This window comes from Flavobacterium sp. Arc2, assembly GCF_041431385.1.
GTDB lineage: Bacteria > Bacteroidota > Bacteroidia > Flavobacteriales > Flavobacteriaceae > Flavobacterium.
Genome location: NZ_JASMRH010000016.1, coordinates 36,504 through 60,978, shown reverse-complemented (window position 1 = coordinate 60,978; position 24,475 = coordinate 36,504). Strand labels below are relative to the sequence as shown.

The following is a 24,475-nucleotide window of genomic DNA, read 5'->3' as shown; positions in this document are numbered from 1 at the left end:
CTAGAATTAGTTTTTTATTGCTTCTAAAACTTCTTCATCATCAGTAATTTTAGAAAGATTAATAGCAGTTTCAATAAGTGCTAGATGTGAATAAGCTTGCGGAAAATTCCCTAACAAACGCTTGGTTTCAAAATCAATATCCTCACTAAATAAACCTAAATGATTGCTATAAGAGAGTAACTTCTTAAACATTTTTTCTGCTTTTTTAGTTTCTCCAATTTTGAATAGACTATTGATATACCAAAACGTGCAAATTGTAAACGAAGAGGACGGGAGTCCAAAATCATCTTTATTTTTATAGCGGTATAGAAGACCGTCGTTGCTTAAGTCACGCCCTATTGCATTTACGGTTGCGACATATTTAGGATCTTTAGCATCAATAAAGCCATAGTTTTCCATCAAAAGCACCGATGCATCTAGGTCAGCTGAACCGTACGATTGAGTAAAAGCTTGAACGGATTCGTTCCAAGCGTTATCCATGATATCCTTTCTTATGGCTTCGGCTAATGGTTCCCATTTTGCGGCATTAGATTTTTTACCTAATATTTTTGCTACTTTTATTGCTCTGTCAATGGCGGTCCAACATAATATTTTAGAAAAAGTAAAATGTCTTTCTTCGGTTCTAAATTCCCAGATCCCTTTGTCAGGTTCTTGCCAGTGTTTTGCGACTACCCACACAATCCCTTTGGTGATATTCCAAAGCTCTTCACCATTTTCGGTGTCGTTGCTAAAAGTGCTCAGTTGCTGGTGAATTACATCCATCAAAATTCCGTAAATATCATTTTGACGTTGTGAGTAAGCGGCATTCCCTATTCGAACCGGCTTACTTCCCATATAACCACTCAAATGATCGAGCGTCTTTTCGGTTAGTTTTTTCTCTTTGTTGATACCATACATGATTTGGAGTTTCTCATCCTTATCTGGAATTAAATCAACAATAAACTGCAGGTAATTTTTAGCCATTTTTTTATGACCCAATTCTGAAACTACCTTTACGACCATTGAAGCATCACGAATCCAGCAGAAGCGATAATCCCAGTTTCTGACTTCACCTATAGTTTCTGGTAGAGAAGTGGTAGCTGCTGCTAGTACAGCCCCTGTTTTTTCATAACTAAGCAATTTTAATGTGATAGCACTTCTTATAATTTGCTTGTTAAATTTTTTATATTCAGTTGTTTTATCAACCCATCCTAACCAATAAGTTTTCGTTCTTTGAAACTCCAAATTAATTTTTGCAGTGGTTGGCATTAATATTTTTTCATTGTAGGCCAATAATACATATCCATCTTCATCAAGTTGGATGCTTTTACCTCCTTTAATAGCCGTGAGGTCAAAGCTGCTATATAAAAACAGTGAATCAAATTTAGTAGAGTCACTTAAGCTTATAATATGGTCATCTTTCACATAGTTTAGCGTTTGTCCTAAGGCATATTCTAACTTCGGGTTATATTCTATAGTAAATTTTGGTGAACCGCTTATTTTTTTAAAGTAACGAATAATTTCAGGAGGGATCACATATCCTTCTTTCTCTTTTCGGTAACGCGGCATAAAATCATTGATTTCAAATGCATCAGTACCATTATCAAAAGTAGTTACGAGTATACTAGTATTTTTAAGATATTTTTGGGAAATAGAATAGTCATCACTGCAATGAATTTCAAAACTTCCGCCTATTTCAGTATCTAAAATTTTAGCAAATACAGAAGAGGAATCGAATTCAGGTAAGCAACACCACTCGATAGCTCCAGTATCCGAAATTAGTGCAGCACTTCGACAATTACCTATTATGCCATAATTTAAGTTTTTCATAAAGTATTCTTTTTTCGTTGGTGTTTCTTAATTCTTTAAAATTAATAAAAGAATCTTAGGTAGCCTAACGACTCCTTACTTAAAAAGATAATTACCAATTGATGAAAATATTGATTAACTAAATAGATTAATCCTATAATTTGGATGTTCTTTTTACGATTTTCACTACTTAATTTGTGGGGCTAATGAACGTTTTATAAAAAAACAATTGTATCAAATTGGTTAGACGTAAATTATCTGGGTATAATTGACTGAAATGTTTAGTAGATGAACTATTGAGAAGTAACATTTTTTCTAGTAAGATTTTTTAAATCCGAGATAATAAGCTTTGCTACTATTGAGACTAAAATTTTTTGAACATGAAGGACTTAATTCATGTTTAAATCGTCTTTATTTTGTTTTCGAATAACGATTTATGTTCCAACTTTAATTACTGCTAATTCATCTTGAGTAAAAGCAGTATGTTTTATCTTTTTTTAATAAAAGCAACAATTGAATTCATATTAGATGCTTTTGGATATAAACAATAAATAGCGAAAGTTGTTTTGAAAGTATGAATATAAAAATAAAATATAAATACTTATTACAAAATTGATTTTTGATTTGTTTGAAGCAAAGTAGCTTCAGCTAACAACGTAAAAAACAAAAGTCCTCAGATTAACTAAGGACTTTTGTGATAAAAGGAAATTATTTTTTAGACTCTTCGATAGAAAGTTTTCTAAATTCCTTTAGCATTTTTTCCATTTCTAAAGTTGACTTACGTGCTCTTGCTCCAGCTGCTTTTACTCCTTTATCAATTAGAGATTCTGTTTCTGCAGTAAATGCTTCAAACTCAGCGTTAATTTTTGCTACTAATTCTTTCATGTGTTTTTTATTAAATTAAAGTCACAAAAATAGAATTTTGCGAAAGATAGCCTAGTAATATTATGTTAAAAATAATTCAATATTAAAGTTTATTGCTCATTTAGTACTAAAAAGGACTATTCGACCTGCTTAAAATTAGCTGATTTTGTCATAAATAAAAAAGTTGTTGATTTTTATTAAAGTTCTTTAGAACATTTTTAACTGTAAACTGCGGCTGAATATTGGTCAGTACTATTACTTCCCGATACAGAAAATAACTTTCCTTACTTTAATGGAGTTTTAAACTTCTGTGGTACAATTATGGTACAATTTAAAGCAAACTATCGCAAAACAAAACAAAGTATCCTTGTCAAGATAACATAACTCATGGGAGTTGTTTGTGCAAAAATAGTTATAAATTTTGATTATATCACTAATATAAAAAAGCTAAGTCTTGTATGATGAGAATACTTAGAGATTAGGGGAAAAAATAAAAGAGGTCAAAAATCTAGTATTAACTTTAGATTTTTGACCTCTTTTCAATATCATTTTGGATTTCGAAATAAGTTTTTACTCGACCAGACTTAATCCATTTCATTAACTCATGTCTGTAAAAATAAATGCGTTTACCTTGTTTATTAACTGGGATTTCCTTTTTACATACTTTACTATAGATTGTGGATACCGATAGATTTAAAAGTTTTGATGCCTCTTGAATGTTTAGAAGTTCTTCCTTATTTTCTTCTACATTAGAAATTCTTACAATAAGTTTTTCTAAATACTCCAATTTATCATGAATCTTGTTCATCATTACAGGTATTTGGTCAAAAGTAAATGGCTTCATGGCGATCTGTTATTTAAATCTTCATGTAAAAGTATTTAATACGAACACTGGAGATAATACATGTCCTTTAAAGGGGGAGTTTGGCTTTTAATTTCTAACTATTACTGATTGTAAGGCAATAGAAAATAATTATTCATTTTGGAAAATGTTGTTTAGCCCCATCCAATTTAGTAGCGCTGCTGTACGAATAAATGTAGATTTTTTTTGTAGAGGATTTGAGCGTTTACCCTGTAAATATTTAGGATTAAATATCTATATTATTTATGCTGCAATTTTCAGTGATATTGATCACCCAATTCTGATTTAAAGAGATGATTTAGTTTTATTTAATATTGTAATTCAGATATTTATAAAATTTTATGGATTCCATTCCTTATTTTATCACAGCTGTTTTTTATCAATACACCTACCTTTTTTTACGGAAATAGCACCTACCTGATCCTATTTTTTGCTCTTAATTTGTAGTTGTAAATAAATTGCTAATTGTAGAATAAATAATAATGTTAAATCAAAAAAAAAGTCTTTATAAAATTTTAAATGTTATGTATAAAGAAAAACCATCTCTTGTGATTTTGCCGCGGGTATGGGATTAGCTTCGGGGGCTTGAAACAAGTAGATGCGTTTACACCAGAAGGCGATACCACTATTGATTTTTCAATGTATGATGCACTTCAAGATGGCTTTGGAAAATTTGTATTTATAATACGTAGAAGTTTTGAAAAAGAATTTAAGGAAATTTTCAATAAAAAACTTTAAGGGAAGGCAGAGTAGGGTTCGAACCTAATCGGCTGAACCCTTACTTATGCTGCATTTCTATAAATTTATAACCTAATGTGCCACAATGTTGCCATAAGAACTGAATCAATTCTTTTAATGGGCTAATCATCTTGTTATAAGATGATTGCCTTGATTTTGATGAACGAAAATAATTCATGTTTAGTTAAAGTCAAATATAGCTAAATTTAGAATAAAATTGTAGTAGTTTAATGAAATTATTTTTGATTCTTACCAAGAATATTATTCAATCTTGTGAGGGTATACTTTAACGCAGTAGTAAAGATAATCTTTAAATATTTAAGCACTTTTAGAAATCTAAAGGGGCTATTCAATTACGCAAATGTTATTTAAAAAGAAGGTAGCAAATTTATACTCGATTGCAGTTTATAATATCAAGATGATCTTGATATACTTAACTTGATTCCATTACGGTCTCGCGATCACTTGCTAATGCAAGAAATAGGGTTGTTGAATTATTATAAAAAAGGATTATTCTTCAATTATCCCATCCAGTGGAGTGGATGGGAGCACAGTCGAACACCTTGTTCCTATTTTAACTTTTCTAGATAGATCTAAAATAAACTTATAAGCATTGATTTTTAAATTTTCTAATTTTTTAAAATTAATAAAACAGTACTGTTTTGATCGCTATTTACTTAAGAATACGTGGAAAGTTTTTATGGTAAAAGAATGCTTAGACAAAATAAAATTAAAGAGAAATAAGTAATCCTTAACCCAATAGTCTACACCATTTTTAAATAAAAACAGTTGTAATTATTATTAAAAGTTAAGATAGTGGATACAGGTAAATTTGTTGTCGCTTTACATGGATCTCCACTATGATTTTTATGTGTAACAGAAACAGAGTTCACAGTGATATATGTAAATTGCTTATTATAACTTTCAAATTACGATTAAAAACTAAATCATATTTTTTAACATTTCCATTTAAATCAGAAGCTGTTAGTAACTAAATTGTGATGCGGAATTAATAACTTAATTCAACTATAATGCAACGTTAAAGAATTTGTTAAAAGAGATGCCTGCCATTGTCTCTTATAAAATTCTCTTTATTTTTATAAGACAATGATTTTATAATCTAAGTTTTAAATTGGTCATTGAAGTATTTTGACTTTACGCTATTTCACTATTTAATTTAAAACCTATAATTATTAATTTTAAAATAAAACAATATGAATAGACCCACACCCAAACATAAAGCACCAAAACTTAGTTTTCCTTTATTAGATGGAAGTACTTGGAATTTAGAAGAGCAACAACCAGAAAATTTTACGCTTTTGGTTTTTTACAGAGGCCTACATTGCCCATTATGTAAAAAATATTTAGTAGAATTAGAAGATTTATTAGAAGATTTTAATAAAAAAGGCGTAAAAGTAGTTGCTGTAAGTATGGATGATGAAAAGCGCGCACGTTTATCAAGAAAAGACTGGGGACTAAAAGACCTGCGTGTTGGTTACAATCTTGATTTAGAAACAGCAAAAAACTGGGGATTATACATCAGTAAAGGGATTAAAGAAGGAGAGCCAGATGTTTTTAGCGAACCAGGATTGTTCTTAATCGATAAAAATGCGGAGATTTATTATGCCGCAATCAATAGTAATCCTTGGGGAAGGCCTTATTTACCGTCATTTGTAAAAGCGGTAGATTTCATTACAGAATCAGGATATCCAGCAAGAGGAGAAATGTTGTAAATAACTTTCAATCTTGAAAATATAGATAGTTTTTGTGTATCGCTATTTCAAGATGGGACATTCATATAAAAAAATGCCCATATTAATAATTAAGAAGGGTATTAATTAAGCGGTTTTAATACTATCTATAAATATCTCTACCACTATTTGTTTTCCAATTTTTCTCTAAATAATCAGCATCTTCATCTGTTCTAGGATGTACTCCTAAAACTACGTGACCTTCATTTATTCCAGATTCGTATATTTTTGTACGCTCTTCAGGAATTCCTGAACCTACAAGTGCGCCAATCAAAACACCTGTTATTCCACCAGCTCCAGCACCAGCTAATCCTGCGGTAATAGGCCCTGCAATTATTAATCCTAATCCTGGAATAACAACACTTGTTCCTATTGCTGCGATTACCCCAACAATGGCACCGATAGTTCCACCAATGGCTGATCCAGTTGCAGCAGTTTTAGCTGCTTTTGTTCCTAATTCGGAGTGGTCATCTGAATCTGAATAATGTTTCTTACGCGTTTCATCTGACATTAGTAAATTGATTTCTTCACGTGTATAGCCGCGATCGTGTAGCGCATTATAGGCATTTTCAGTGCTTCTTCTATCTGCAAACATTCCTGTCATCATAGGACGTTTGTCTAAATTGTGATTGTCTCTACTTTCCATAATTTTTGTTTTAATTGTTTGTTTATTCGTAGATGTAAAATTGCTAAATCATCACAATAATCAGACTATGAAATTTTTGAAAAATATTATATAATTTTAATATTACTGCTTAGTTTCCAAATTGTTATGGCAGTTATATTTTTCGAATAAAAATAAAAAATCATTAAAGAGTAGTGTAATTATGAGTGACTTTTAGGATTAACAATCTCTCAATTATTCTAATTTTCAGAATGAATTTTTGGATACAACTTTTCTATTTTGCCAAATTAGTTACAGCATAGGTAGGTAGTTTAGCAGCGGCTAGTATTCACCTCTGAATTTGAAAATAAAATCAGCGTTGATAATATGCTAACCTTTATTTAAAATGTAAATCAGATTAAACTGCTACTATTGTGTTTGCTTAGGAAACAATTTATAAACAAGCTAAGTTTTACAACTACAAACTCATGTACAATACATTTTTAATACCACTACTTAAAAAGCTAGAGAGGCCTGGCTATTCTGTTTTTCTAGTATTCGTCTTTATCAATTCGCATCAAATAGTAGCACAGCATGCAAACACAAAAGTCAATATCCAAATAGCTTTCTTAGCAGATATTCATTTGCAAGATATTTACGGTTCACTTTCTGATTCTAATTTTAAGGGTGTTCTAAATCCTAAAAATAAGAAGAATGTCCTGATCCGCACGATGGAATCTCAGTTGCAATCGACACGTATTTACAATGAAAATTATTTTGCATTCATAGCTGCTTTAGATGATATTGCTTCAAGAAACATCAAATTGGTGGCTTTACCTGGTGATTATACTGATGATGGACAGCCACTACATATAAGAGGATTAGCAAAAATTCTAAAACAATACCAAGACGAGCACGGAATATCATTTTTTATAACCACTGGGAACCATGATCCCTCAGGTCCCTTTGCACAAGAGTCTGGTAAAAGTGACTTTATGGGACATAATGGAAAAAGCCAAGCAATCTATAGCCAACCGGATTTACACAAATTAAATCAAGAAAAGGAAGACCCACTTGTTATTTCATCAGATGTAATGAAATTGGGTTATGAGGGTATTATCAATGAATTAAAGGCCTTTGGTTTTTATCCTAACAAAAAAGACAAATTTTGGGCGACATCATTTTCGAATTATAATACTGAAAATTATGATTTTTCGAACGCAGAAATTGCGGCGTCGTTAAACAATCGGCAATACGAAATAACAAAAGGCTACACAGTACCTGATGTAAGTTATTTAGTTGAACCTGTAGAGGGTTTGTGGTTATTGGCAATTGATGGTAATGTGTATATTCCGAAGTCTGATGATGGTAAAAATACAACTTCATCTGCAAGTTATGGAGAAGCGAGCACGGGCTATAATAATGTTTTGTCTCACAAAGCACATTTACTAAATTGGATCAAATCAGTATCGGCACAAGCAAAAAAACAAGGGAAGACACTAATTGCGTTTAGTCATTTTCCGATGATTGATTTTAATGATGATGCTACAAATGATCTAAAGGAATTATTAGGTAAAAATAAATGGCAACTCAATCGCGTACCTGATGAGGCGGTTGCAGAACAGTTTGCCGATGCAGGTTTGAAAATACATTTTGGAGGACACATGCATATCAATGATACCGGAGTGAGGGTCAGTGCCAACGGAAATCAATTGGTAAATGTACAAACGCCTTCGCTTGCAGCTTACATCCCTGCTTACAAACTGTTGACTATTTCGTCTGATAGTATTGCTACTGTGGAAACGGTGACAATAGATGAAGTGCCTCGCTTTAACGAGCTTTTTGATTTATATGAAAAAGAATACCAATTTCTAAAAAGTACAGGATCAAAAACAGTGTGGAATCACGATATATTAAAAACAAAAAATTACCATGAATTTACCGATTTCCATTTAAAAGAATTGGTTCGGTTACGCTTTATGGCAGACTGGCCCAAACCGTTTGCCGATTTTCTTTCGAATACAAATGGAGCTGATTTAGTTATGCTTTCGCAAATAAAATCCAGTAAGGATTTACAAGAAATTATTGCAAATAAAAAATCAGAAACTGCACAGTGGCAGAAGACAGAAGAGAAAATTGCAGCCCTTTTACAATCTCAAAATTTAAATATTGAAGATTTTAAAAAGTGGAACGGTACTGACTTATTTATAGATTTTTACCGACTACGCAATGCCGATAAATTAGCGATAGGTGATATTGGTTTAGAAAAAGTGAAACAATATAACCTAATAATAGATTTGTTTTTAACTTCTAAAAACGAAAACAGTACTAATGAGCAGCGCCGTCAACTGTATTTGTTTTTCAAGATTTTTAATAAATTTATGAATGGAGCGCCAGCAGATCATTTTTCAGTTAATTTAAAATCGGGTGCTATCGATGATTTGAATAAGTAGGAATACAAATAAAAAAGAGAGACAATTATCTGTTGATAGCTTGTCTCTCTTTTTTATAAATTTTTACTTCCCGTTGACTGGATTTTTACGAACATAAGTACCATCGTCAAAATTTACCTTGTAAGTAGAATCAAAAAGTAGACTTGGCATATAGTAATCTGTCGTAATTATTTGCGCTCCAGATTTCTTAGCTTCTTCAAATCGACTGTAATCATTAGTGCGTGCTTCTTTTGTATCTGCATCAGCGCGGGTTCGTATCAAGTATCCTTTTTCGACCAAATCTTTTATAGTCGCATCTTTAGGATCGTTTCTAAATAAGGTAGCTGCTTCTGGCGTTCCTGGTTCCGCATTGATAAAGAGTACAGCACTTTTAAGAGAGGGATGGTGTTCTGCGTACATTGTTTTTTTGGCTCCGTTGTTATCCATGATAAACAAGAATTTTCCTTGTGCATTTTTTAATGATGGCCAATTGTGGTGTAAAACAGCTTCTTCTAATGTTTGGTACGAACCACGTACATTATCAGGCGTGATGACTTTATCAGGACCTAAAGTATTTATAATTACGTGATCTAATTGATCAAATAAAGCGGTGGTAAATTCTTCAGGCATGTTGTTAAAAAAATTAGGACCACCATCTTTTGGTTCTAAAGTGATAAAAACAGGAGTGTGATTTGGATTGTCATTGGACCATTTTTTTAATTCTTGTAAACACAGTTCTAATGTTAAACAAGAGGTTCTAAAATCGATGTCAGGCATGTGCAATACTTTGAATCCTGGTTTATTCATGACTCCTAGAGGATCATAAGCTATTTTAGAATTTACTATTTCTAAACCTTTGGGATGCGCATATTTTCCTCCTATGGTATCTGAATAGACATCAATTTCTAAATTTCGTAAACCCTTATTTAATTGGTCTGTTATAGCGATGTGTTCGTATTGCAAACCTTGATAGGAGTTAGTCGTATCTCTTTTACCAACCAAATTATAAAGGTCACTTTCGAGAGCTTGCCTATAACTGTTGTGCGATCCTATTACTTGTAATTGGTTGATTTTTAAATTGCTCTTTTGAGCGTGTAGTGTGGCACCAAGTGAACAAGTGCTTAATAAAATTAGCGCTGCTTTTTTCATAATAAAAATGAATTTTAGTAGTGGTACGGCGGACAGTAATAAGTGGATGCCGAAGATACCTATTATGAGAATGAACTGTGTTAAATCAAGAAAAAGAAAAGGACAAGAGATTATTACCAACTATGAAAGTTACAATAGAGGTATAGAAACCATTTCTTAATTTATTGTTAACACTCAGGCAAAAGTGGTTGACCAAACATTTCATTCATTTGTATAAACAAAAACAGCCATTTATTTTTATGAATAATCCTGAAAATTTTGAGAAAACCTATTTGTTATACTGGGAAAAACTTACTGCTTTTTCTTTTAATATGACTCAGGACATGGATGTCGCTCAAAACATAGTTCAAGACGTTTTTATTGATTTATGGGAGAGGCGAAACAAACTCGAAATTACTGCAATAGAATCGTACTTATATAGAGCGGCTAAAAATCAAGTCTTTAAATATTATCAAAATAACCGATTTGATAAAACCATTATTGAAGACAAATTTGAAGATTACATCGTTGATAATTGCAGTACAATTGATCCAGAGGTGATGGAGAAAATTTACGCCATGATTGAAAATCTTCCAGAAAAAAGAAAAGAAATTTTGCTCATGCACAAAATGCAAGACATGACCATTGATCAAATTGCAATAGAGTTGTGTTTGTCTAAACAAACAGTGAAAAACCAAATTTCTTCTGCTTTAAAACAACTTCGTTTTGAATTAAAAGATGTGTCTTGGATGGCGTCATTGCTAGTAGTATCGTATAAATTTTTAAGATAACCTTCCCTTAATGGTTTGATAATATTCTTGGATAGTACGATTTTAAGTTTTCAGTACTTATAGGTAACACTACCTATTATGATGAGAAAATTGAAACACAGTTTAGAATATTTTACAAATAAGAGTCTGAATAAAAAGACCACTCCGGCTGAGGAAGATGTTTTAGATTCTTTTGCTAAAGCAGAATATAAAGCAGCATTTTGGAATGAAGATAAAATGGGTAGCAGTAAAATAGTAAGACAAACTATTTATGAAAACATTTTACATAAAACGGAACGTAAAAGTAGTTGGAAATCGTACGCAATGTATGCGGCCGCAGCAAGTATTGTGGTACTCTTAGGAATAGGTTTATATAAAAGTACAACCACAATTTCTGAAGAACAAAAACTGTTTACGACATCAAACAGCTCTAAATCAATTCAACTTAGCGACGGATCAATTATTCATTTATCTGCGCATTCGACTTTGCAATATCCTGAAAATTTTACAGCCTCAGAACGAAACGTAGCTTTAATAAAAGGAAATGCCTTTTTTGAAGTAGCAAAAGATAGTGGGCATCCATTTATTATCTCCTCGGGAGCAATCAAAACAAAAGTCATTGGGACTTCTTTTCATATTCAATTAGCCAAAACAAAATGTATTGTAATGGTAAGAACAGGTAAGGTAGAGGTGAGTACAAAAAATCAATCCGTTCAATTAACTCCAAATGAAGAAGCAATATTTTCTAAAAATGCTTTAAGCAAAAAGACAATGGATGCGATTTTTGCTACTAATTGGTACGCTGAAGATTTAACTATAAACCAAATGAGTTTGCGTAAGGTTATTGAATTAATCGAATACAAATACGGAGTTACTTTTCAGTATATGAAGGGAGTTAACGGCGACGCTCCTTTGACCGTTTTTATTGCTAAAGATGCAAGCCTAGATAGCGTATTACGACAAATCAATTATATAACAAATTTAAAATTCAGTGTTTATGGCGAAACAGTAAAAGTGGAATAAAAAAAGCAGTTGCTACGAACAACTGCGATTAATAATTAAGTATCGAAATCAACCAATAACTTAAATCATGTATTTTAAAACTAACTATTTAAAAATAAAAAGTATCGTCTTTTTATTTCTGGCCTTACTGTCGTTTGAAAACGGAGTAGCAAAAGCATATTCTAAAGATCCAAATGTAAAAAATAAAGTAGAAAAAGCAACATTAGTCGCCATATTTTCAAAATTAAGTAAAAACACTGCTTATAAATTTAGCTACGGAGCCGAAGTGATTGCTGATGATAATATGTATGTAGTTGAAAACCCTGAGAAGCCGGTTCTTACTGTTCTAAAAGAACTTTCTCAAAAAGCAAATTTTAATTATTCGATAAATGGAAAATTAATTCTCGTACAAAAAGAAAAAACGACGATGGTACAAAATGCAGATAAAATAACTGCTAAAGGTAAAGTCGTAGATGAAAATGGCATGCCCGTTCCCGGCGCAACGGTGTTAGAAACAAATACTTCAAATACTGCAATAACAGATTTTGACGGAAATTTTCAAATAACAGTTAGTGAGGGTAAAACGCTTCAGATATCTTATCTTGGCTATCAAACAAAAACCGTAACTGCCTCAAAAACTTTTATCTCTATTCGCTTAGAACCAGATACATCTGAGTTAAATGAGGTCTTAGTTGTAGGATATGGTAAACAATCAAAAAAAGATGTTACTGGTGCTGTTACGCAGCTCGATGCTTCTAGTTTTAGAGAAGGGGTTGCTATATCTGCTGATAACTTAATTCAAGGTAAAGTTGCAGGAGTACGCGTAGTAAATACTAGCGGTGAGCCGGGTGCGGGAGTAAATGTTACAATAAGAGGGGTAGGATCAATACGAAGCGGTAGTACACCATTATTTGTAGTCGACGGAATTCCTTTGTCAAATGACGATGTGAGTCCATCGGGAAGCAATGTAGGTTTTGGCGCTTCAGCAGCTAAAAATCCTTTAAACTTCTTGAATACAAGTGATATAGAATCAATCACTGTCTTGAAAGATGCGTCTGCAGCCGCGATCTATGGAGCTAGAGGTTCTAATGGAGTAGTGCTGGTTACTACAAAAAAGGGAATGAAAGGACAAGGAACATTAAATTTTGATTCGTATTTAGCCGTTTCAACCGTAGCAAAAAAACTGGATATCTTGAATGCAGAAGAATACAGAAATGCCATTAGTGACCCAGCTTTTGATCATGGAGGCAACACAGATTGGCAAGATGTAATATATAGAACTGCCATTACTAAGAATAATGCTTTGTCATTTGCAAAACAAACTGATTCAGGAAATTACTATGCATCGCTGGCGCAAATGGATCAAGAAGGGATTGTTAATAATAGTAATTTCAAGCGTCTTTCGGCGAGAATAAATGCTTCCGAGTCTTTTTTAGATAATAAACGACTAAAAGTAAAAATGAACCTTACGGCTAGTGAGACTAAAGATGATGGCGTACCTACAAGCGATGACGGTGGATCAAATGGACAATTGATTATCCATACTTTAATGGCAAACCCCACAAGGTCTGTGTATGATGAGAATGGAGATTTCACCAATTTTAATATGAATGCACATTATAATCCAGCGTATTTATTGAGTATTTATGATGATGAAACGCGCAATTTAAGAGTGCTGGGAAATTTAGAAACTTCTTTCCGAATAGTAAATGGGTTAGAGTATAAACTGAATTTGGGTATTGACCGTTCTCGCGCAAAAAGGAGTACTACTATTTATCCTAATTTAACCGACTTAAATCCCAACGGAAAGTATGTTCAAAATAATCTAGATTCAAAAAACTCTTTGATTGAGCATTACTTAACTTATAATTTGGCATTAACCAATCAGAAATTTGAAGTTTTAGGTGGATTCTCGTATCAAAAATTTGAACGTTCAGGAACTAGTTTCAGTATTGATGGGTTCGCTCCTCAAGGTACAGGAGTTAAACCCGAGATCAACCCTGGATTCTCAGGAGTACAATCAGGAGTATCAGGTTATGCTCAAGAAAATGAGTTACAATCTTATTTTGGACGTGTGAATTACACCTTAAATGAAAAATACCTTTTGACAGCGTCAATGCGTGCTGATGGTTCTACTCGTTTTGGTACAAATAATAAGTACGGTTACTTTCCTTCATTTGCACTAGGATGGAATATCGCAAAAGAAAAATTCCTGATAGATGTTCCTGCAGTCGATAATTTAAAATTAAGAAGCAGTTGGGGACAAACAGGAAATCAAGAAGTTGAGAATAAAATTACTCAAGCCAGTTATTCATTATCTGGTGCAGATGGATATTATTTGTATAATGACTTAAACTTAGTAAACGGAATCACGGTAAACAGAACACCTAATCCAGATTTAAAATGGGAGGTTGTTACTCAATACAATGTTGGTCTTGATTTTAATTTATTGAAAGATAAGATTTATGGTACTGTTGATTATTTCAATAAAACCACGACAGATGCCATATTGAATATCCCTTCTCAAACTTTGAGTCCAACTACAACGATATGGACAAACATTGATGGGAAAATTATTAATAAAGGACTGGAAGTTTCTTTAGGATCGAAAGTAATTGCAACGGATAACTTTTCTTGGAACATTGATGCAAATGGAGCCACCTTAAAAAATAAAATTGAAGATCTGCCAGTCTCTGAGATCTTAACAGGATCTGTATCTGGACCGGGACAATCAGGAGTGGTTGCAAATATCTATAAGAGTGGCTATGCAGCTGGTTCTTTTTATTTATTAGACCACATTGGCTTTGATGATAAAGGCGCTAATGTTTTTAGAGATACAAATGGAGATGGTAAGATTGACAACTCGGACAGAGTTATTATAGAAGGAGCGCTTCCTACATTCTACTATGGATTCAATAGTGATTTAAAATATAAAAATTTCAGTTTGTCATTATCGATTATTGGACAAAGCGGTGGTTACCTTTTGAATAATACAGGGTTGAATGCTTTGAATATCAATAATTTAGCTTCAGATAGGAACGTAGCGACCGATTATTATGAGTCGGGGGCAAATGCATCGAATTCTCCTATATTATCAACTCTCTTCTTAGAGAAATCAGATTTTATTCGCTTAAACACAGCAAGAATAGGATACACATTCAATTTAAAAAATTTAAGTTGGTTGAACGGTTTGACTTTATATGCAACTGGTCAAAACTTAATCACAATTACAAATTATTCAGGATACGATCCATTAGTTAATAGTCCGAAATCAAGCGGTGGAAATCAATCTATAGGTATTGATTACACCAGTTACCCTACTTCGAGAACGTACAGTTTTGGAGCAATTTTAAAATTATAAACGATGAATACACATAGAAAAATTTACAGAAATATTTTTACACTTTGTGCTGTGGCATTACTATTTAGCAATTGTACAAATTTAGATGAACAAGTATTAGATGAGGTTCTTGGAGAAAGCACTTCTAATCCTGCTGGAGCACTTGCAGCGGCATACGATCGATTAGGAGATGGAACTTTCGTAGACCATTCAGGTGTTTTTGCGATGCAAGAATATACCACAGATGTTGCTTTGCTGCCCACAAGAGGAAGTGATTGGGGAGATGGTGGAAAGTGGCGTGCTATGCACGAGTTTACATGGGCTTCTGATAATGCGGTAATATCAGGAAACTGGAACATGCTAACCAATGGTATCACTCGTTCATTGACAGCTATTCAATCTATCGAGGAAAGCAATATCGCTGAAAAGAAATTATTTTTGGCGGAAGCCAAAGGCTTGTTGGCCTTTTATACCTATACAACTCTTGATTTGTTCGGACAAGCGCCATCAAGAGACCCTCTAAATCCGAAGGCCGATTTAGTAGTATTGAAAGCAGACTCAGCGATAGATGATCTAATTTTAGATGTAGAGGCTATACTACCTGATTTAGCCGATTTTGGAACGCAGTCTACACATCACGGTAGATTTACCAAGCAAGCGGCTTATGGTTTATTGACTACCATGTATTTAAATCGAGCTACGTTTAAAGACCGTTACAATGCAAGTTCTAACTTCAATTTTAGTGAAGCGGCTGTAAGTGGTACTGGTACTGATATGGATCGTGTTATATATTATTCATCATTAATAATCGATTCAGGAAAATTTAGTTTAGAAAGTAATTATTTTAAAAACTTTTCTATTGACAATACAAATGGAAGCGAATTAATATTTGCTATAAGTCAAAAGATTGATTACATCAGAAATGGTTCAAATAGTTTTGCCTATGTATGTATGGAGCGTAATCAAAGAACTTCGCCCGCAAACAGAGGAACAAACGCATCATGTACAACGCCTGAGTTTTATGCAAGTTGGGACGGAAACCACGAAGACCCAAGGTTTCAACGTACATGTCAATATGCTGATGGCACTTGGTTTAAAAATGATGGTACTACAGTAAGCGTTCCAGCTACTGATATTGTTGCAAATAGTAGTGGTTTACCGTGGTTTCATTTTAATGCAGGAATTAATGTAGGACCGCAATATGGTCCAAAGTTAATTTCCTCTGGTAAGTTTGAAATGACTGCAGATAATCGAATTAAAGTTTCGCCTTTATATATGGAGAAGAGCACTACAACTCGTATGGATTTTACTCCAGAGCTTAATTTTGATAATCCCACACAGGCTGTGTTTGCACAAAACCAAATCAATAGAGGAGTGCGTATTTTTAAGTTTGAGTTTGATCCTGAAGAAGGAAATGGATCGAGCAATGTGGATATTCCGTTATTTCGTTTAGGAGGAATTTATACGATGCGTGCCGAAGCGTACTTCAGAAAAGGAATGAATGCACAAGCACTAGCTGATGTGAATATGCTACGCACTAGCCGAAAGAGAGAATCATTATTTGGAAATCAGCCAGGTACTGCTATTACTACAATTGACAAAGAAATATTGTATAAAGAATTAGGTTTCGAAATGTATTGGGAGATGTACCGCCGTCCTCAAATGATCCGTTTTGGAAAATTTGATTTGGCTTACACCGCAAAACCACTATCACAACCTTTCAGAAGATTTTTCCCAATTCCTCAATCTACGATTGATGTAACCAAAGAGTTTACACAGAATATGGGATACAATTAGTTTTTGTTTATTTTTTTTTTTAAGCCTGCTCCATTTATGGGGCAGGTTTTTTTATAAGTTCTAAGAGATGAACAGCGAATTCTTTGTTCCTATCTAGATTATATGATTACTTTGTAAAACTAGATTAATAGATTTCGTTTACACCTTAATCATGAAGGAATACTGACGGTAGCAGCCGAACGAAGCAAAGAGAATGACTGGAGTGAGACTGATTATTTAAACTATCACTAATAAATAAAAGCCTTTTCCATCATTTCCAACTCTGTTCTAGAAATTCCTATTTCTGTGGCTATAGTTTTCCAGTTGCTTGTAACTTGTATGACATCTTGAATAATGTTTTCCATTTGTAAAGTATTCAATCTAAAATACTCCCCAACACTTTTAGCCAATTCAAAATCCAATGCATTATTATTCATATCAATATTAAGAGCCAAACCATCCTTGTCTATGGATGGGTTAAGGTCGTAAGCAGGGGAGAGTATCCAACCTTCTTTGGTTAAAATAAATCCATGGTTACGCAAATGGTCATCGGTGTTAGAAATGGCTATATTAAAAATGATTCTGCGCCATAGTTAGTGTAGATTTTCCTCTACGTTTGCACCTTGATTACTAATGAATTCGGCAATATCTAAATAACTTGCGGGATTGTCTCTTATAGTATCTTCATTGTTTCCAGTCATTGTCATAGCCGAGGCAAAATGAATTCTTTCACCATTCTCTCTGTCAAAGCGTTTAGTAAAGAAAGTATTGTGCTTGCCCATGATTTTTTCAATTCGACAAGGCGCCATTTTAATGCCCGCATTGGTAGCCAACTGATAGGCCAGAAACTCCCAAGCTGCTTTGTCTACAGTATCTGTTTTGGAGGGGAATTTAGCAATCCAAAGACTTTTGTCGTTGTCTAAAATATTGGCTTTGGGTCTAGCGCCACCCAATGAAGATCCAGGTGCTATAAGAACCGATAACCATTTATTGACCTCTTCATTATCTTTGTCATTTTCGAAATTAGCTGCTGCATTTTGGAGTTCTCGAATAGAGGACCAGGGCGGGGTAGAAGTGTTTTTATTGTTATCTAATAAATCTCCTTTGGCATCAATTTTAAATCGTAGTGCTCCCATACGACTTTCATCATATACACCTAATAGAAAATCAATATCATAGACTGTTTTTGGTTTTTCATTCCTTTCTCTAGCAAGTTGTGCTTCTCGACGTTTCATTAAGGTTCGTCCCCAAGTATCAGGCATGCTGTCTAAAAAAATACCGAAGTTTTCTTTTTGGTTTGGGTATTGTGGACCACCATATAATTGGATGTCTGGATCCAAAAGGAATTTTTGTTCTGTTTTGAGCCAGTTTCTATCGTATTCAAAACTAAATGCTTTTTTACCTTTGGCTTGTTGTGCGGATAAGACACCTATTAATTTAGGTTCCTGCATTTCTTGCCAATGGGCATAAACGTAGATGTCGGTTTTACTTTGTGACATGTTTTGTGTTTTGAGTAAGAGATCAGTTTAATTTATTTCTAGCAAGGGATTACTTTAATAGGTCAAGGTCTTGAAGTTTTCTTCCTAGTTCGTCGTCAGCAGCTATTTTTAAAAAATCGTCTTGCAAACCTAGTACTCTCAGTACATTAAAATAGGCACCTATTGCCACACTAGAGTTTCCTTTTTCTATTTGGTATAAAGTGGTTCTAGCGATATCGGCTCTTTCAGCAATTTGTATTGCAGTGAGTTTTCTTCTTTTTCGAGCCAATTTAATATTCTCCCCCATTTTCTCTAAAAGGAGTTGGTGTTTAGGGAATAAGACTTGCTTTTTTGCACTCATTTTAATAAATGTTCATTAATATGAACAAAAGTAGCAAATATGTACATAATAACAAACATTGAAAAAGTATTTCTTCTATTTAGAGTCATTTATTTCACCCCTCTTGCACCAAATGTTGCAAATCAGGATCATTTTTAATTCGTTCCAATTCACTTTCTATGATAAGAACAATATCTCGTTTTATTTGTTTATAATTTGCTTCAATTTCAATTTTCATTTGATCTTTGCCATGTTCATCAACGAAAGGTAAAATAACGGGAATCTTTTTATAAGCCTTCGTTTCTGTCGCTACTTTTTCATTGTCTACTACAATTTCAGAATGGAAAATTTTCTGTTCTATGCGTTCGTCAAAATTATCTGAAACTGCTCCCACAAACACACCTTGCGTAAGCGTGGAGATTTTTGATGCTGGTATCAAGCTGTCTAGTTGTGTAGATATTGAGGTTGATTTGTCATTTCGATTGATCGTTAAACTCTGGCGTTTCTGTAATACTTTGCCAAACCTTTCTGATAAGCTTTTGGCCGTTTCTCCCACAACCTGACCACTAAAGATGTTGCCCACCTTATTTTGGATAACCTTACTTCCCGATACAATATCTAATTTTTCTTTATTTATAAGGAGTTAGAAGGGTAGAGGTGTACAAAAGAAGTACCTTTTTTATTAAATTGACAGTAGTTATTGTTATTATAAACAGCCATAGTTATTTTTATAACTGTCATTTGAATTACCATAAACCTGTTTTACGCACTATGTAAAAAGGCTTCTGCTGGAATACCAAAATAGTTTTTAAGCTTTTTAGCCATCTTTAGGGTAATTTCACGCTTGCCAGATAGTATTGCTGATACGTGTCCTTTACTCCCAATAATAGGTTCTAAATCTTTGTTTTTCATTCCCATTTCTTGCATTTTTATTTTGATAACCTCTAGGGCATCAAGTTCAGCTATAATGTAATGCCTGTCATCATAATCTTTGATTAGTACAGTTAACATTTCCAATTCCTCAAATTCAGATGAATTAGGTTCTACATGGAAAATCTCCATAAGTCTTATTGATGCCTTATTGTACTCTTCTTCCGTTTTTAATACTTTCCAGTTCATAATTATTTTTTTATAAAGTTTAGTATATTAGTGTCATAAGCAATCGTTTCAACATTAATTTTGTCATATTCTACGTGCGTTCCGAACCAAATCAAATAACAAGTTTGTTGCTGAAAGTTGATTGAAACTACTAATCTAAAATCATTTCCTTTAATTAAAAACAACTCTATTGTTGCTGACAATACTTGCATTGCCATAAACTTTTTTTAGTTCATTGAAATTTTCAAAAGCCATTTCTGAAAACTCATTATGCCAAATATATAGTTACTTTTCTACAATTGGAAATTTGTCAATATAATAGTGTAATATTTTCTTAACAAGTACTTTCATTTGTCAAAGGTATTAAGTGGTTTTCAATTTGCAAACTCTCTTTGTAGTCCGTTAAAGAATCTTTTATTCACGGAGTTTACAATCCGTTCAATATATTTGGTTTATTTTACCGCTTTTGCAGTAAATTTAAAAATGATTACTTGTGAATATGTCTTCTGTCATACTTTTTTTACTTTTTTACTGTTATAACAGTAAAAATAAGATTTTTTATATTTTTTATCCGAATGATATCATTAAATTGTATATTTTTACCGTTAAAACAGTATATAATGGTTGATTTCGATTTAGGCGCTTTAATTAAAGACCATAGAAAAAAAGCAGGACTTACACAACTTGAACTAGCCGACTTAGCCGGAGTAGGTAAGACCACTGTTTTTGATATTGAAAAAAATAAAGAAACAGTTCGTTTGAACAATCTTTTTGCAGTACTCAGAGTGCTAAATATTAAAGTAGAATTCAAAAGTCCTTTAAATAAATAATTATGAGAAGAGCAATTGTATTTGCACACGGAAAAAGAGCTGGAATTTTAACAGAAATTGCTGCTAACGACTATCATTTTAAGTATGATGAAAATTATGATGGCGAAGCGGTTTCATTGACCATGCCTATAACTCAAAAAAAATATAGCTATACATCCTTTCCTCCTTTTTTTGAAGGGCTATTACCTGAGGGTGTAATGCTAGAGGGATTACTACGTATTGTGAAAATTGATAAAAAAGATTATTTCTCTCAACTGATAGCAACGGGAAATGATTTAGTAGGAGCAGTAACGGTTAAATTGATGGAAGATGAATAGATGTCCTATTACGTATGAATTGTGTGGTACGGATAAGTACAGTGAAAAAGGATTACGCATGATAGCTCCTAAACTGACTTATTTAAATAATTTACCCTATACAGCTGTTGAGCTTCGTCAGGAAGCCGCAAATAGAGCTAAAAAGCTATCCATTCAGGGTGTACAACCTAAGCTTAGTGCAGCTATTTCAATAGTGGATCAAGAATTTAAAATTGTTGACCAATTTGGAACCTACATTATAAAGCCACAAAATGATCTATTTCCACAATTACCAGAAAATGAAGATGTAACTATGCGGATGGCTAAAGTGTTTGGTTTAGAAGTACCATTTCACGGGATGCTATATGGCAAAGATGGTAGTTTGTCTTATTTCATTAAACGTTTTGACCGTTACGGTAAAGGAAGTAAGTTCGCAACAGAAGATTTTGCTCAATTAACAGGGAATACAAGAGATACTAAATACCGTTTTACAATGGAAAAATTGATTCCTGTACTTGACGAGTACTGTTCCTTTCCTGCTATTGAAAAAGCCGATTTTTTCAAAAGAATTCTTTTTTGTTATGTTACCGGAAATGAGGATATGCATTTGAAAAATTTTTCTTTAATTACTAAAAACGGCAAAATAACGCTCACTCCTGTATATGATTTCTTAAATTCGACCATATTCATTAAAAACCCTGAAGAAGAGATTGCGCTTACTTTGAGAGGCAAAAAGAGTAATTTAAAAGCAGCTGATTTTGTGGATTATTATGCTAAAGAAAGGCTCCAACTCAATGAAAAAACAATAGCTGCCATTTTACTGCAAATGAAAAAAGCAACTCCTAAATGGAAGGAGCTGCTTGAAATTTCTTTTCTTACTGATGAAATGAAAGAGAAGTATTTGGAGTTATTGGAAAGTAGGGTAGGGATGTTTAAGTAGTTTAGTAAAACCGTAATGTTTTACAAATAAAACTGATATAAATTATTTTGGTTAAAAGTTTAAGTATTTAACTGAGTATTGTTTTACTTTCCTTACTTTAATGGAGTTTTAAACTTTAGCGGTACAATTATGGTACAATTTAAAGCAAACTATCTCAAAACAAAACAAAGTATCCTTGTCAAGATAACATAACTCATGGGTTTTGTTTGTACAAAAAAAGTTGTAAATTTTGATTATATCACTAATATAAAAAAGCTAAGTCTTGTATGATGAGAATACTTAGAGATTAGGGGAAAAAGAAAAGAGGTCAAAAATCTAGTATTAACTTTAGATTTTTGACTTCTTTTCAATATCATTTTGGATTTCGAAATAAGTTTTTACTCGACCAGACTTAATCCATTTCATTAACTCATACCTGTAAAAATAAATGCATTTACCTTGTTTATTAACTGGGATTTCCCTTTTACATACTTTACTATAGATTGTTGATACCGATAGATTTAAAAGTTTTGATGCTTCTTGAATGTTTAGAAGTTCTTCCTTATTTTCTTCTACATTAGAGATTCTTACAATAAGTTTTTCTAAATACTCCAATTTATCATGAATCTTGTTCATCATTACAGGTATTTGGTCAAAAGTAAATGGCTTCATGGCGATCTGTTATTTAAATCTTCATATAAAAGTATTTAATACGAACACTGGAGATAAAACATGTCCTTCAAAGGGGGAGTTTGGCTTTTAATTTCTAACTATTACTGATTGTAAGGCAATAGAGAATAATTATTTATTTCGGAAAATGTGGGTTCGCCCCATCCAGTTTAGTAGCGATGTACGAACAAATGTCGATTTTTTTTGTAGAGGATTTGGAACGTTTACCCTGTAAATATTTAGGATTAAATATCGTTAGTATTTATGCTGCAAATTCTAGTGATATTGATTACCCAATTCCGATTTAAAATGATGATTTAATTTTATTTAATATTGTAATTCAGATACTAATAAAACTTTAGAGATTCCATCCCTAATTTTATCACTGTTGCTTTTTATCAACACACCTACCTCAACATATTTTTTGCTCTCTATTTATAGTTTTAAATAAATTGCTAATTGTAAAATAAATAATAAAGTTAAATCAAAAAAAAAGTCTTTAAAAAATTTTAAATGTTATGTATAAAGAAAAACCATCTCTTGTGATTTTGCTGCGGATATGGGAGTTGCTATGGAGGCTTGAAACAAGTAGATGCGTTTACGCCAGAACGGGATACCATTATTTATTTTTCAATGTATGATGCACTTCAGGCTGGCTTTGGAAATTTTCAATAAAAAACTTGGCAAGAATATTATTCAATCTTGTGAGGGTATACTTTAACGTAGTAGTAAAGATAAACTTCAAATATTTATGCACTTTTAGAAATCTAAAGGGGCTATTCAATTACGCAAATATTATTTAAAAAGAAGGTAGCAAATTTATACTCGGTTGCAATTTATAATATCAAGATGATCTTGATATACTTACCTTGATTCCATTAAGGTCTCGCGATCACTTGCTAATGCAAGAAATAGGGTTGTTGAATTATTATAAAAAATGATAATTCTTCAATCATCCCATACAGTGGAGTGGATGGGAGTACAATCGAACACCTTTTTCCTATTTTAACTTTTTTAGATAGTCTAAAACTATGATTTTAAATATTAAGTGTATCACTTAAAGAAATGATTTGTTTAAGCTTTTTTCTCTTACGGAGAAAGAGGGATTTGTATTCCTCTTTTTGTGCTAGCGTTTACGATGCCTCGCAAACTATTTTAAAACAAGGGTCTCGATTTTACTCCTACAATTTATAGGCAAAAAATCTTGTAATCTTATCACTGTAAATGTACTGATAATTAAAGGTTTATCAAAGTAAAAAAGGCCTTTCATTGTTTAAAATTTGAACTAGTTGAGTACTATTATTGAACTGGAATCGGTTCGAAATTTAGTTGCCTAAAACATGAAATCTATCCAATTATTAAAGGTTCAACCTGTTCAATTTTAAGGCTCGTAAACTGGCAAAATTCTTCAATGGACACAAACTCATCCTCTAGTTTATTTAACTTAATCCTCATTTTTTGAAGTAGTCTAATGCTTTGACGATAACTCTTTCCAGTTATGCGTTGTATGTCCTTAGGGTAGATACATAATCTATTGTTTTTGGCTCTCATACTCTATCTATGACTTTGACTGGGCTTTGCCTAATCTGGAACCTCTATGGTTCAAGTTCTGGCACTCCATAAAAATAGTAAATAATTCCTTTGGTTCAGAAGCGGAAATCTAATCCTGTCAATGTTGGTTGTAAATGGATATTTAGATCATTTTCTGCCATTTGTGTCACAAAGTGACATATGGAATAGAGGAGTCTTTTTTATGCGATTTAATTGGCTAAAATTTGTTTCATAATCAA

18 protein-coding genes and 3 pseudogenes are annotated in these 24,475 nt (G+C 32.8%); 10 read left to right on the top strand and 11 right to left on the bottom strand.

Features of this window, described 5'->3' with window-relative positions; genetic code table 11:
* Positions 1-6: 6 nt before the first annotated feature.
* The 3 genes from QO182_RS12330 to QO182_RS12320 all read right to left on the bottom strand — a co-directional run bounded on the left by QO182_RS12330 (position 7) and on the right by QO182_RS12320 (position 3,496).
* Entirely contained in the window at positions 7-1,809 is a 1,803-nt protein-coding gene (locus QO182_RS12330) for a glycoside hydrolase family 15 protein (RefSeq protein ID WP_371561905.1), read from the bottom strand.
* A gap of 687 nt (positions 1,810-2,496) precedes the next feature.
* Entirely contained in the window at positions 2,497-2,673 is a 177-nt protein-coding gene (locus tag QO182_RS12325) for a histone H1 (RefSeq protein ID WP_264619783.1), read from the bottom strand.
* Positions 2,674-3,172: 499 nt separating this feature from the next.
* Positions 3,173-3,496 carry a helix-turn-helix domain-containing protein gene (locus QO182_RS12320; RefSeq protein ID WP_371538475.1) on the bottom strand — a complete coding sequence of 108 codons (324 nt, stop codon included), beginning with the start codon at positions 3,494-3,496 and terminating at the stop codon, positions 3,173-3,175.
* A 603-nt stretch (positions 3,497-4,099) separates the two neighbouring features.
* Here QO182_RS12320 and QO182_RS12315 point away from each other — a divergent pair.
* Both QO182_RS12315 and QO182_RS12310 read left to right on the top strand, forming a co-directional pair.
* Positions 4,100-4,252, top strand: a complete 153-nt coding sequence (locus QO182_RS12315; protein ID WP_371538477.1) for a hypothetical protein — start codon at positions 4,100-4,102, stop codon at positions 4,250-4,252.
* 1,214 nt (positions 4,253-5,466) lie between these two features.
* On the top strand, positions 5,467-5,985 hold the full coding sequence (locus QO182_RS12310; protein ID WP_371561903.1) for a peroxiredoxin-like family protein: 519 nt from the start codon (positions 5,467-5,469) through the stop codon (positions 5,983-5,985).
* 121 nt (positions 5,986-6,106) lie between these two features.
* Here the strand turns inward: QO182_RS12310 and QO182_RS12305 are convergent, their stop codons facing one another.
* On the bottom strand, positions 6,107-6,649 hold the full coding sequence (locus QO182_RS12305) for a hypothetical protein (protein WP_371538479.1): 543 nt from the start codon (positions 6,647-6,649) through the stop codon (positions 6,107-6,109).
* A gap of 446 nt (positions 6,650-7,095) precedes the next feature.
* Between QO182_RS12305 and QO182_RS12300 the strand changes: the two genes are divergently transcribed.
* The gene (locus QO182_RS12300; RefSeq protein WP_371538481.1) at positions 7,096-9,060 is read left to right on the top strand and encodes a metallophosphoesterase; all 1,965 of its coding nucleotides are present in this window, start codon (positions 7,096-7,098) and stop codon (positions 9,058-9,060) included.
* A 63-nt stretch (positions 9,061-9,123) separates the two neighbouring features.
* On the opposite strand, the gene QO182_RS12295 is transcribed toward QO182_RS12300, so the two are convergent.
* Complete coding sequence (locus QO182_RS12295) at positions 9,124-10,188, bottom strand: phosphatidylinositol-specific phospholipase C1-like protein (RefSeq protein WP_371538482.1); 1,065 nt, start codon at positions 10,186-10,188, stop codon at positions 9,124-9,126.
* A gap of 239 nt (positions 10,189-10,427) precedes the next feature.
* Here QO182_RS12295 and QO182_RS12290 point away from each other — a divergent pair, with 239 nt between their 5' ends.
* The 4 genes from QO182_RS12290 (at position 10,428) to QO182_RS12275 (ending at position 17,076) form a co-directional block, all read left to right on the top strand.
* Positions 10,428-10,958, top strand: coding sequence for a sigma-70 family RNA polymerase sigma factor (locus tag QO182_RS12290; protein WP_371538484.1), 531 nt, complete (start codon positions 10,428-10,430; stop codon positions 10,956-10,958).
* 78 nt (positions 10,959-11,036) lie between these two features.
* Entirely contained in the window at positions 11,037-11,960 is a 924-nt protein-coding gene (locus tag QO182_RS12285; RefSeq protein WP_371538486.1) for a FecR family protein, read from the top strand.
* A gap of 67 nt (positions 11,961-12,027) precedes the next feature.
* Positions 12,028-15,300, top strand: a complete 3,273-nt coding sequence (locus tag QO182_RS12280; protein WP_371538487.1) for a SusC/RagA family TonB-linked outer membrane protein — start codon at positions 12,028-12,030, stop codon at positions 15,298-15,300.
* Positions 15,301-15,303: 3 nt separating this feature from the next.
* The gene (locus tag QO182_RS12275) at positions 15,304-17,076 is read left to right on the top strand and encodes a RagB/SusD family nutrient uptake outer membrane protein (RefSeq protein ID WP_371538488.1); all 1,773 of its coding nucleotides are present in this window, start codon (positions 15,304-15,306) and stop codon (positions 17,074-17,076) included.
* Positions 17,077-17,303: 227 nt separating this feature from the next.
* Here QO182_RS12275 and QO182_RS12270 read toward each other — a convergent pair.
* The 5 genes and pseudogenes from QO182_RS12270 to QO182_RS12250 form a co-directional block, all read right to left on the bottom strand.
* A pseudogene (locus QO182_RS12270) lies at positions 17,304-18,506 on the bottom strand (type II toxin-antitoxin system HipA family toxin).
* 97 nt (positions 18,507-18,603) lie between these two features.
* Positions 18,604-18,894, bottom strand: coding sequence for a helix-turn-helix domain-containing protein (locus QO182_RS12265; protein WP_371561901.1), 291 nt, complete (start codon positions 18,892-18,894; stop codon positions 18,604-18,606).
* 94 nt (positions 18,895-18,988) lie between these two features.
* Positions 18,989-19,477, bottom strand: a pseudogene (locus tag QO182_RS12260) (conjugal transfer protein TraG); the annotation flags it as partial.
* A 158-nt stretch (positions 19,478-19,635) separates the two neighbouring features.
* Positions 19,636-19,992, bottom strand: a complete 357-nt coding sequence (locus QO182_RS12255; protein ID WP_371538491.1) for a type II toxin-antitoxin system HigA family antitoxin — start codon at positions 19,990-19,992, stop codon at positions 19,636-19,638.
* A 2-nt stretch (positions 19,993-19,994) separates the two neighbouring features.
* Positions 19,995-20,226, bottom strand: a pseudogene (locus QO182_RS12250) (type II toxin-antitoxin system HigB family toxin).
* Between the two features lie 365 nt (positions 20,227-20,591).
* On the opposite strand from QO182_RS12250, the gene QO182_RS12245 reads away from it, so the two are divergent.
* From QO182_RS12245 to QO182_RS12235, 3 genes are read left to right on the top strand one after another with little or no spacing between them, the layout of a single operon-like run.
* Positions 20,592-20,801, top strand: coding sequence for a helix-turn-helix transcriptional regulator (locus tag QO182_RS12245; protein ID WP_371538492.1), 210 nt, complete (start codon positions 20,592-20,594; stop codon positions 20,799-20,801).
* A gap of 2 nt (positions 20,802-20,803) precedes the next feature.
* Positions 20,804-21,118, top strand: coding sequence for a HipA N-terminal domain-containing protein (locus QO182_RS12240; protein WP_371538493.1), 315 nt, complete (start codon positions 20,804-20,806; stop codon positions 21,116-21,118).
* The gene (locus QO182_RS12235; RefSeq protein ID WP_371561899.1) at positions 21,111-22,037 is read left to right on the top strand and encodes a HipA domain-containing protein; all 927 of its coding nucleotides are present in this window, start codon (positions 21,111-21,113) and stop codon (positions 22,035-22,037) included. The genes QO182_RS12240 and QO182_RS12235 overlap by 8 nt, the downstream gene beginning before the upstream one ends.
* A 327-nt stretch (positions 22,038-22,364) precedes the next feature.
* Here QO182_RS12235 and QO182_RS12230 read toward each other — a convergent pair whose 3' ends face one another.
* A complete protein-coding gene (locus QO182_RS12230) occupies positions 22,365-22,688 on the bottom strand; it encodes a helix-turn-helix domain-containing protein (protein ID WP_371538495.1) in 324 nt (107 codons plus the stop codon).
* Positions 22,689-24,475: the final 1,787 nt, after the last annotated feature.

Coding starts and splice junctions, on each gene's coding strand:
- QO182_RS12330 (WP_371561905.1), bottom strand. CDS start 1,809: ATGAAAAACTTAAATTATGGCATAATAGGTAATTGTCGAAGTGCTGCA.
- QO182_RS12325 (WP_264619783.1), bottom strand. CDS start 2,673: ATGAAAGAATTAGTAGCAAAAATTAACGCTGAGTTTGAAGCATTTACT.
- QO182_RS12320 (WP_371538475.1), bottom strand. CDS start 3,496: ATGAAGCCATTTACTTTTGACCAAATACCTGTAATGATGAACAAGATT.
- QO182_RS12310 (WP_371561903.1), top strand. CDS start 5,467: ATGAATAGACCCACACCCAAACATAAAGCACCAAAACTTAGTTTTCCT.
- QO182_RS12305 (WP_371538479.1), bottom strand. CDS start 6,649: ATGGAAAGTAGAGACAATCACAATTTAGACAAACGTCCTATGATGACA.
- QO182_RS12300 (WP_371538481.1), top strand. CDS start 7,096: ATGTACAATACATTTTTAATACCACTACTTAAAAAGCTAGAGAGGCCT.
- QO182_RS12295 (WP_371538482.1), bottom strand. CDS start 10,188: ATGAAAAAAGCAGCGCTAATTTTATTAAGCACTTGTTCACTTGGTGCC.
- QO182_RS12290 (WP_371538484.1), top strand. CDS start 10,428: ATGAATAATCCTGAAAATTTTGAGAAAACCTATTTGTTATACTGGGAA.
- QO182_RS12285 (WP_371538486.1), top strand. CDS start 11,037: ATGATGAGAAAATTGAAACACAGTTTAGAATATTTTACAAATAAGAGT.
- QO182_RS12280 (WP_371538487.1), top strand. CDS start 12,028: ATGTATTTTAAAACTAACTATTTAAAAATAAAAAGTATCGTCTTTTTA.
- QO182_RS12275 (WP_371538488.1), top strand. CDS start 15,304: ATGAATACACATAGAAAAATTTACAGAAATATTTTTACACTTTGTGCT.
- QO182_RS12265 (WP_371561901.1), bottom strand. CDS start 18,894: ATGAGTGCAAAAAAGCAAGTCTTATTCCCTAAACACCAACTCCTTTTA.
- QO182_RS12255 (WP_371538491.1), bottom strand. CDS start 19,992: ATGAACTGGAAAGTATTAAAAACGGAAGAAGAGTACAATAAGGCATCA.
- QO182_RS12245 (WP_371538492.1), top strand. CDS start 20,592: ATGGTTGATTTCGATTTAGGCGCTTTAATTAAAGACCATAGAAAAAAA.
- QO182_RS12240 (WP_371538493.1), top strand. CDS start 20,804: ATGAGAAGAGCAATTGTATTTGCACACGGAAAAAGAGCTGGAATTTTA.
- QO182_RS12235 (WP_371561899.1), top strand. CDS start 21,111: ATGAATAGATGTCCTATTACGTATGAATTGTGTGGTACGGATAAGTAC.
- QO182_RS12230 (WP_371538495.1), bottom strand. CDS start 22,688: ATGAAGCCATTTACTTTTGACCAAATACCTGTAATGATGAACAAGATT.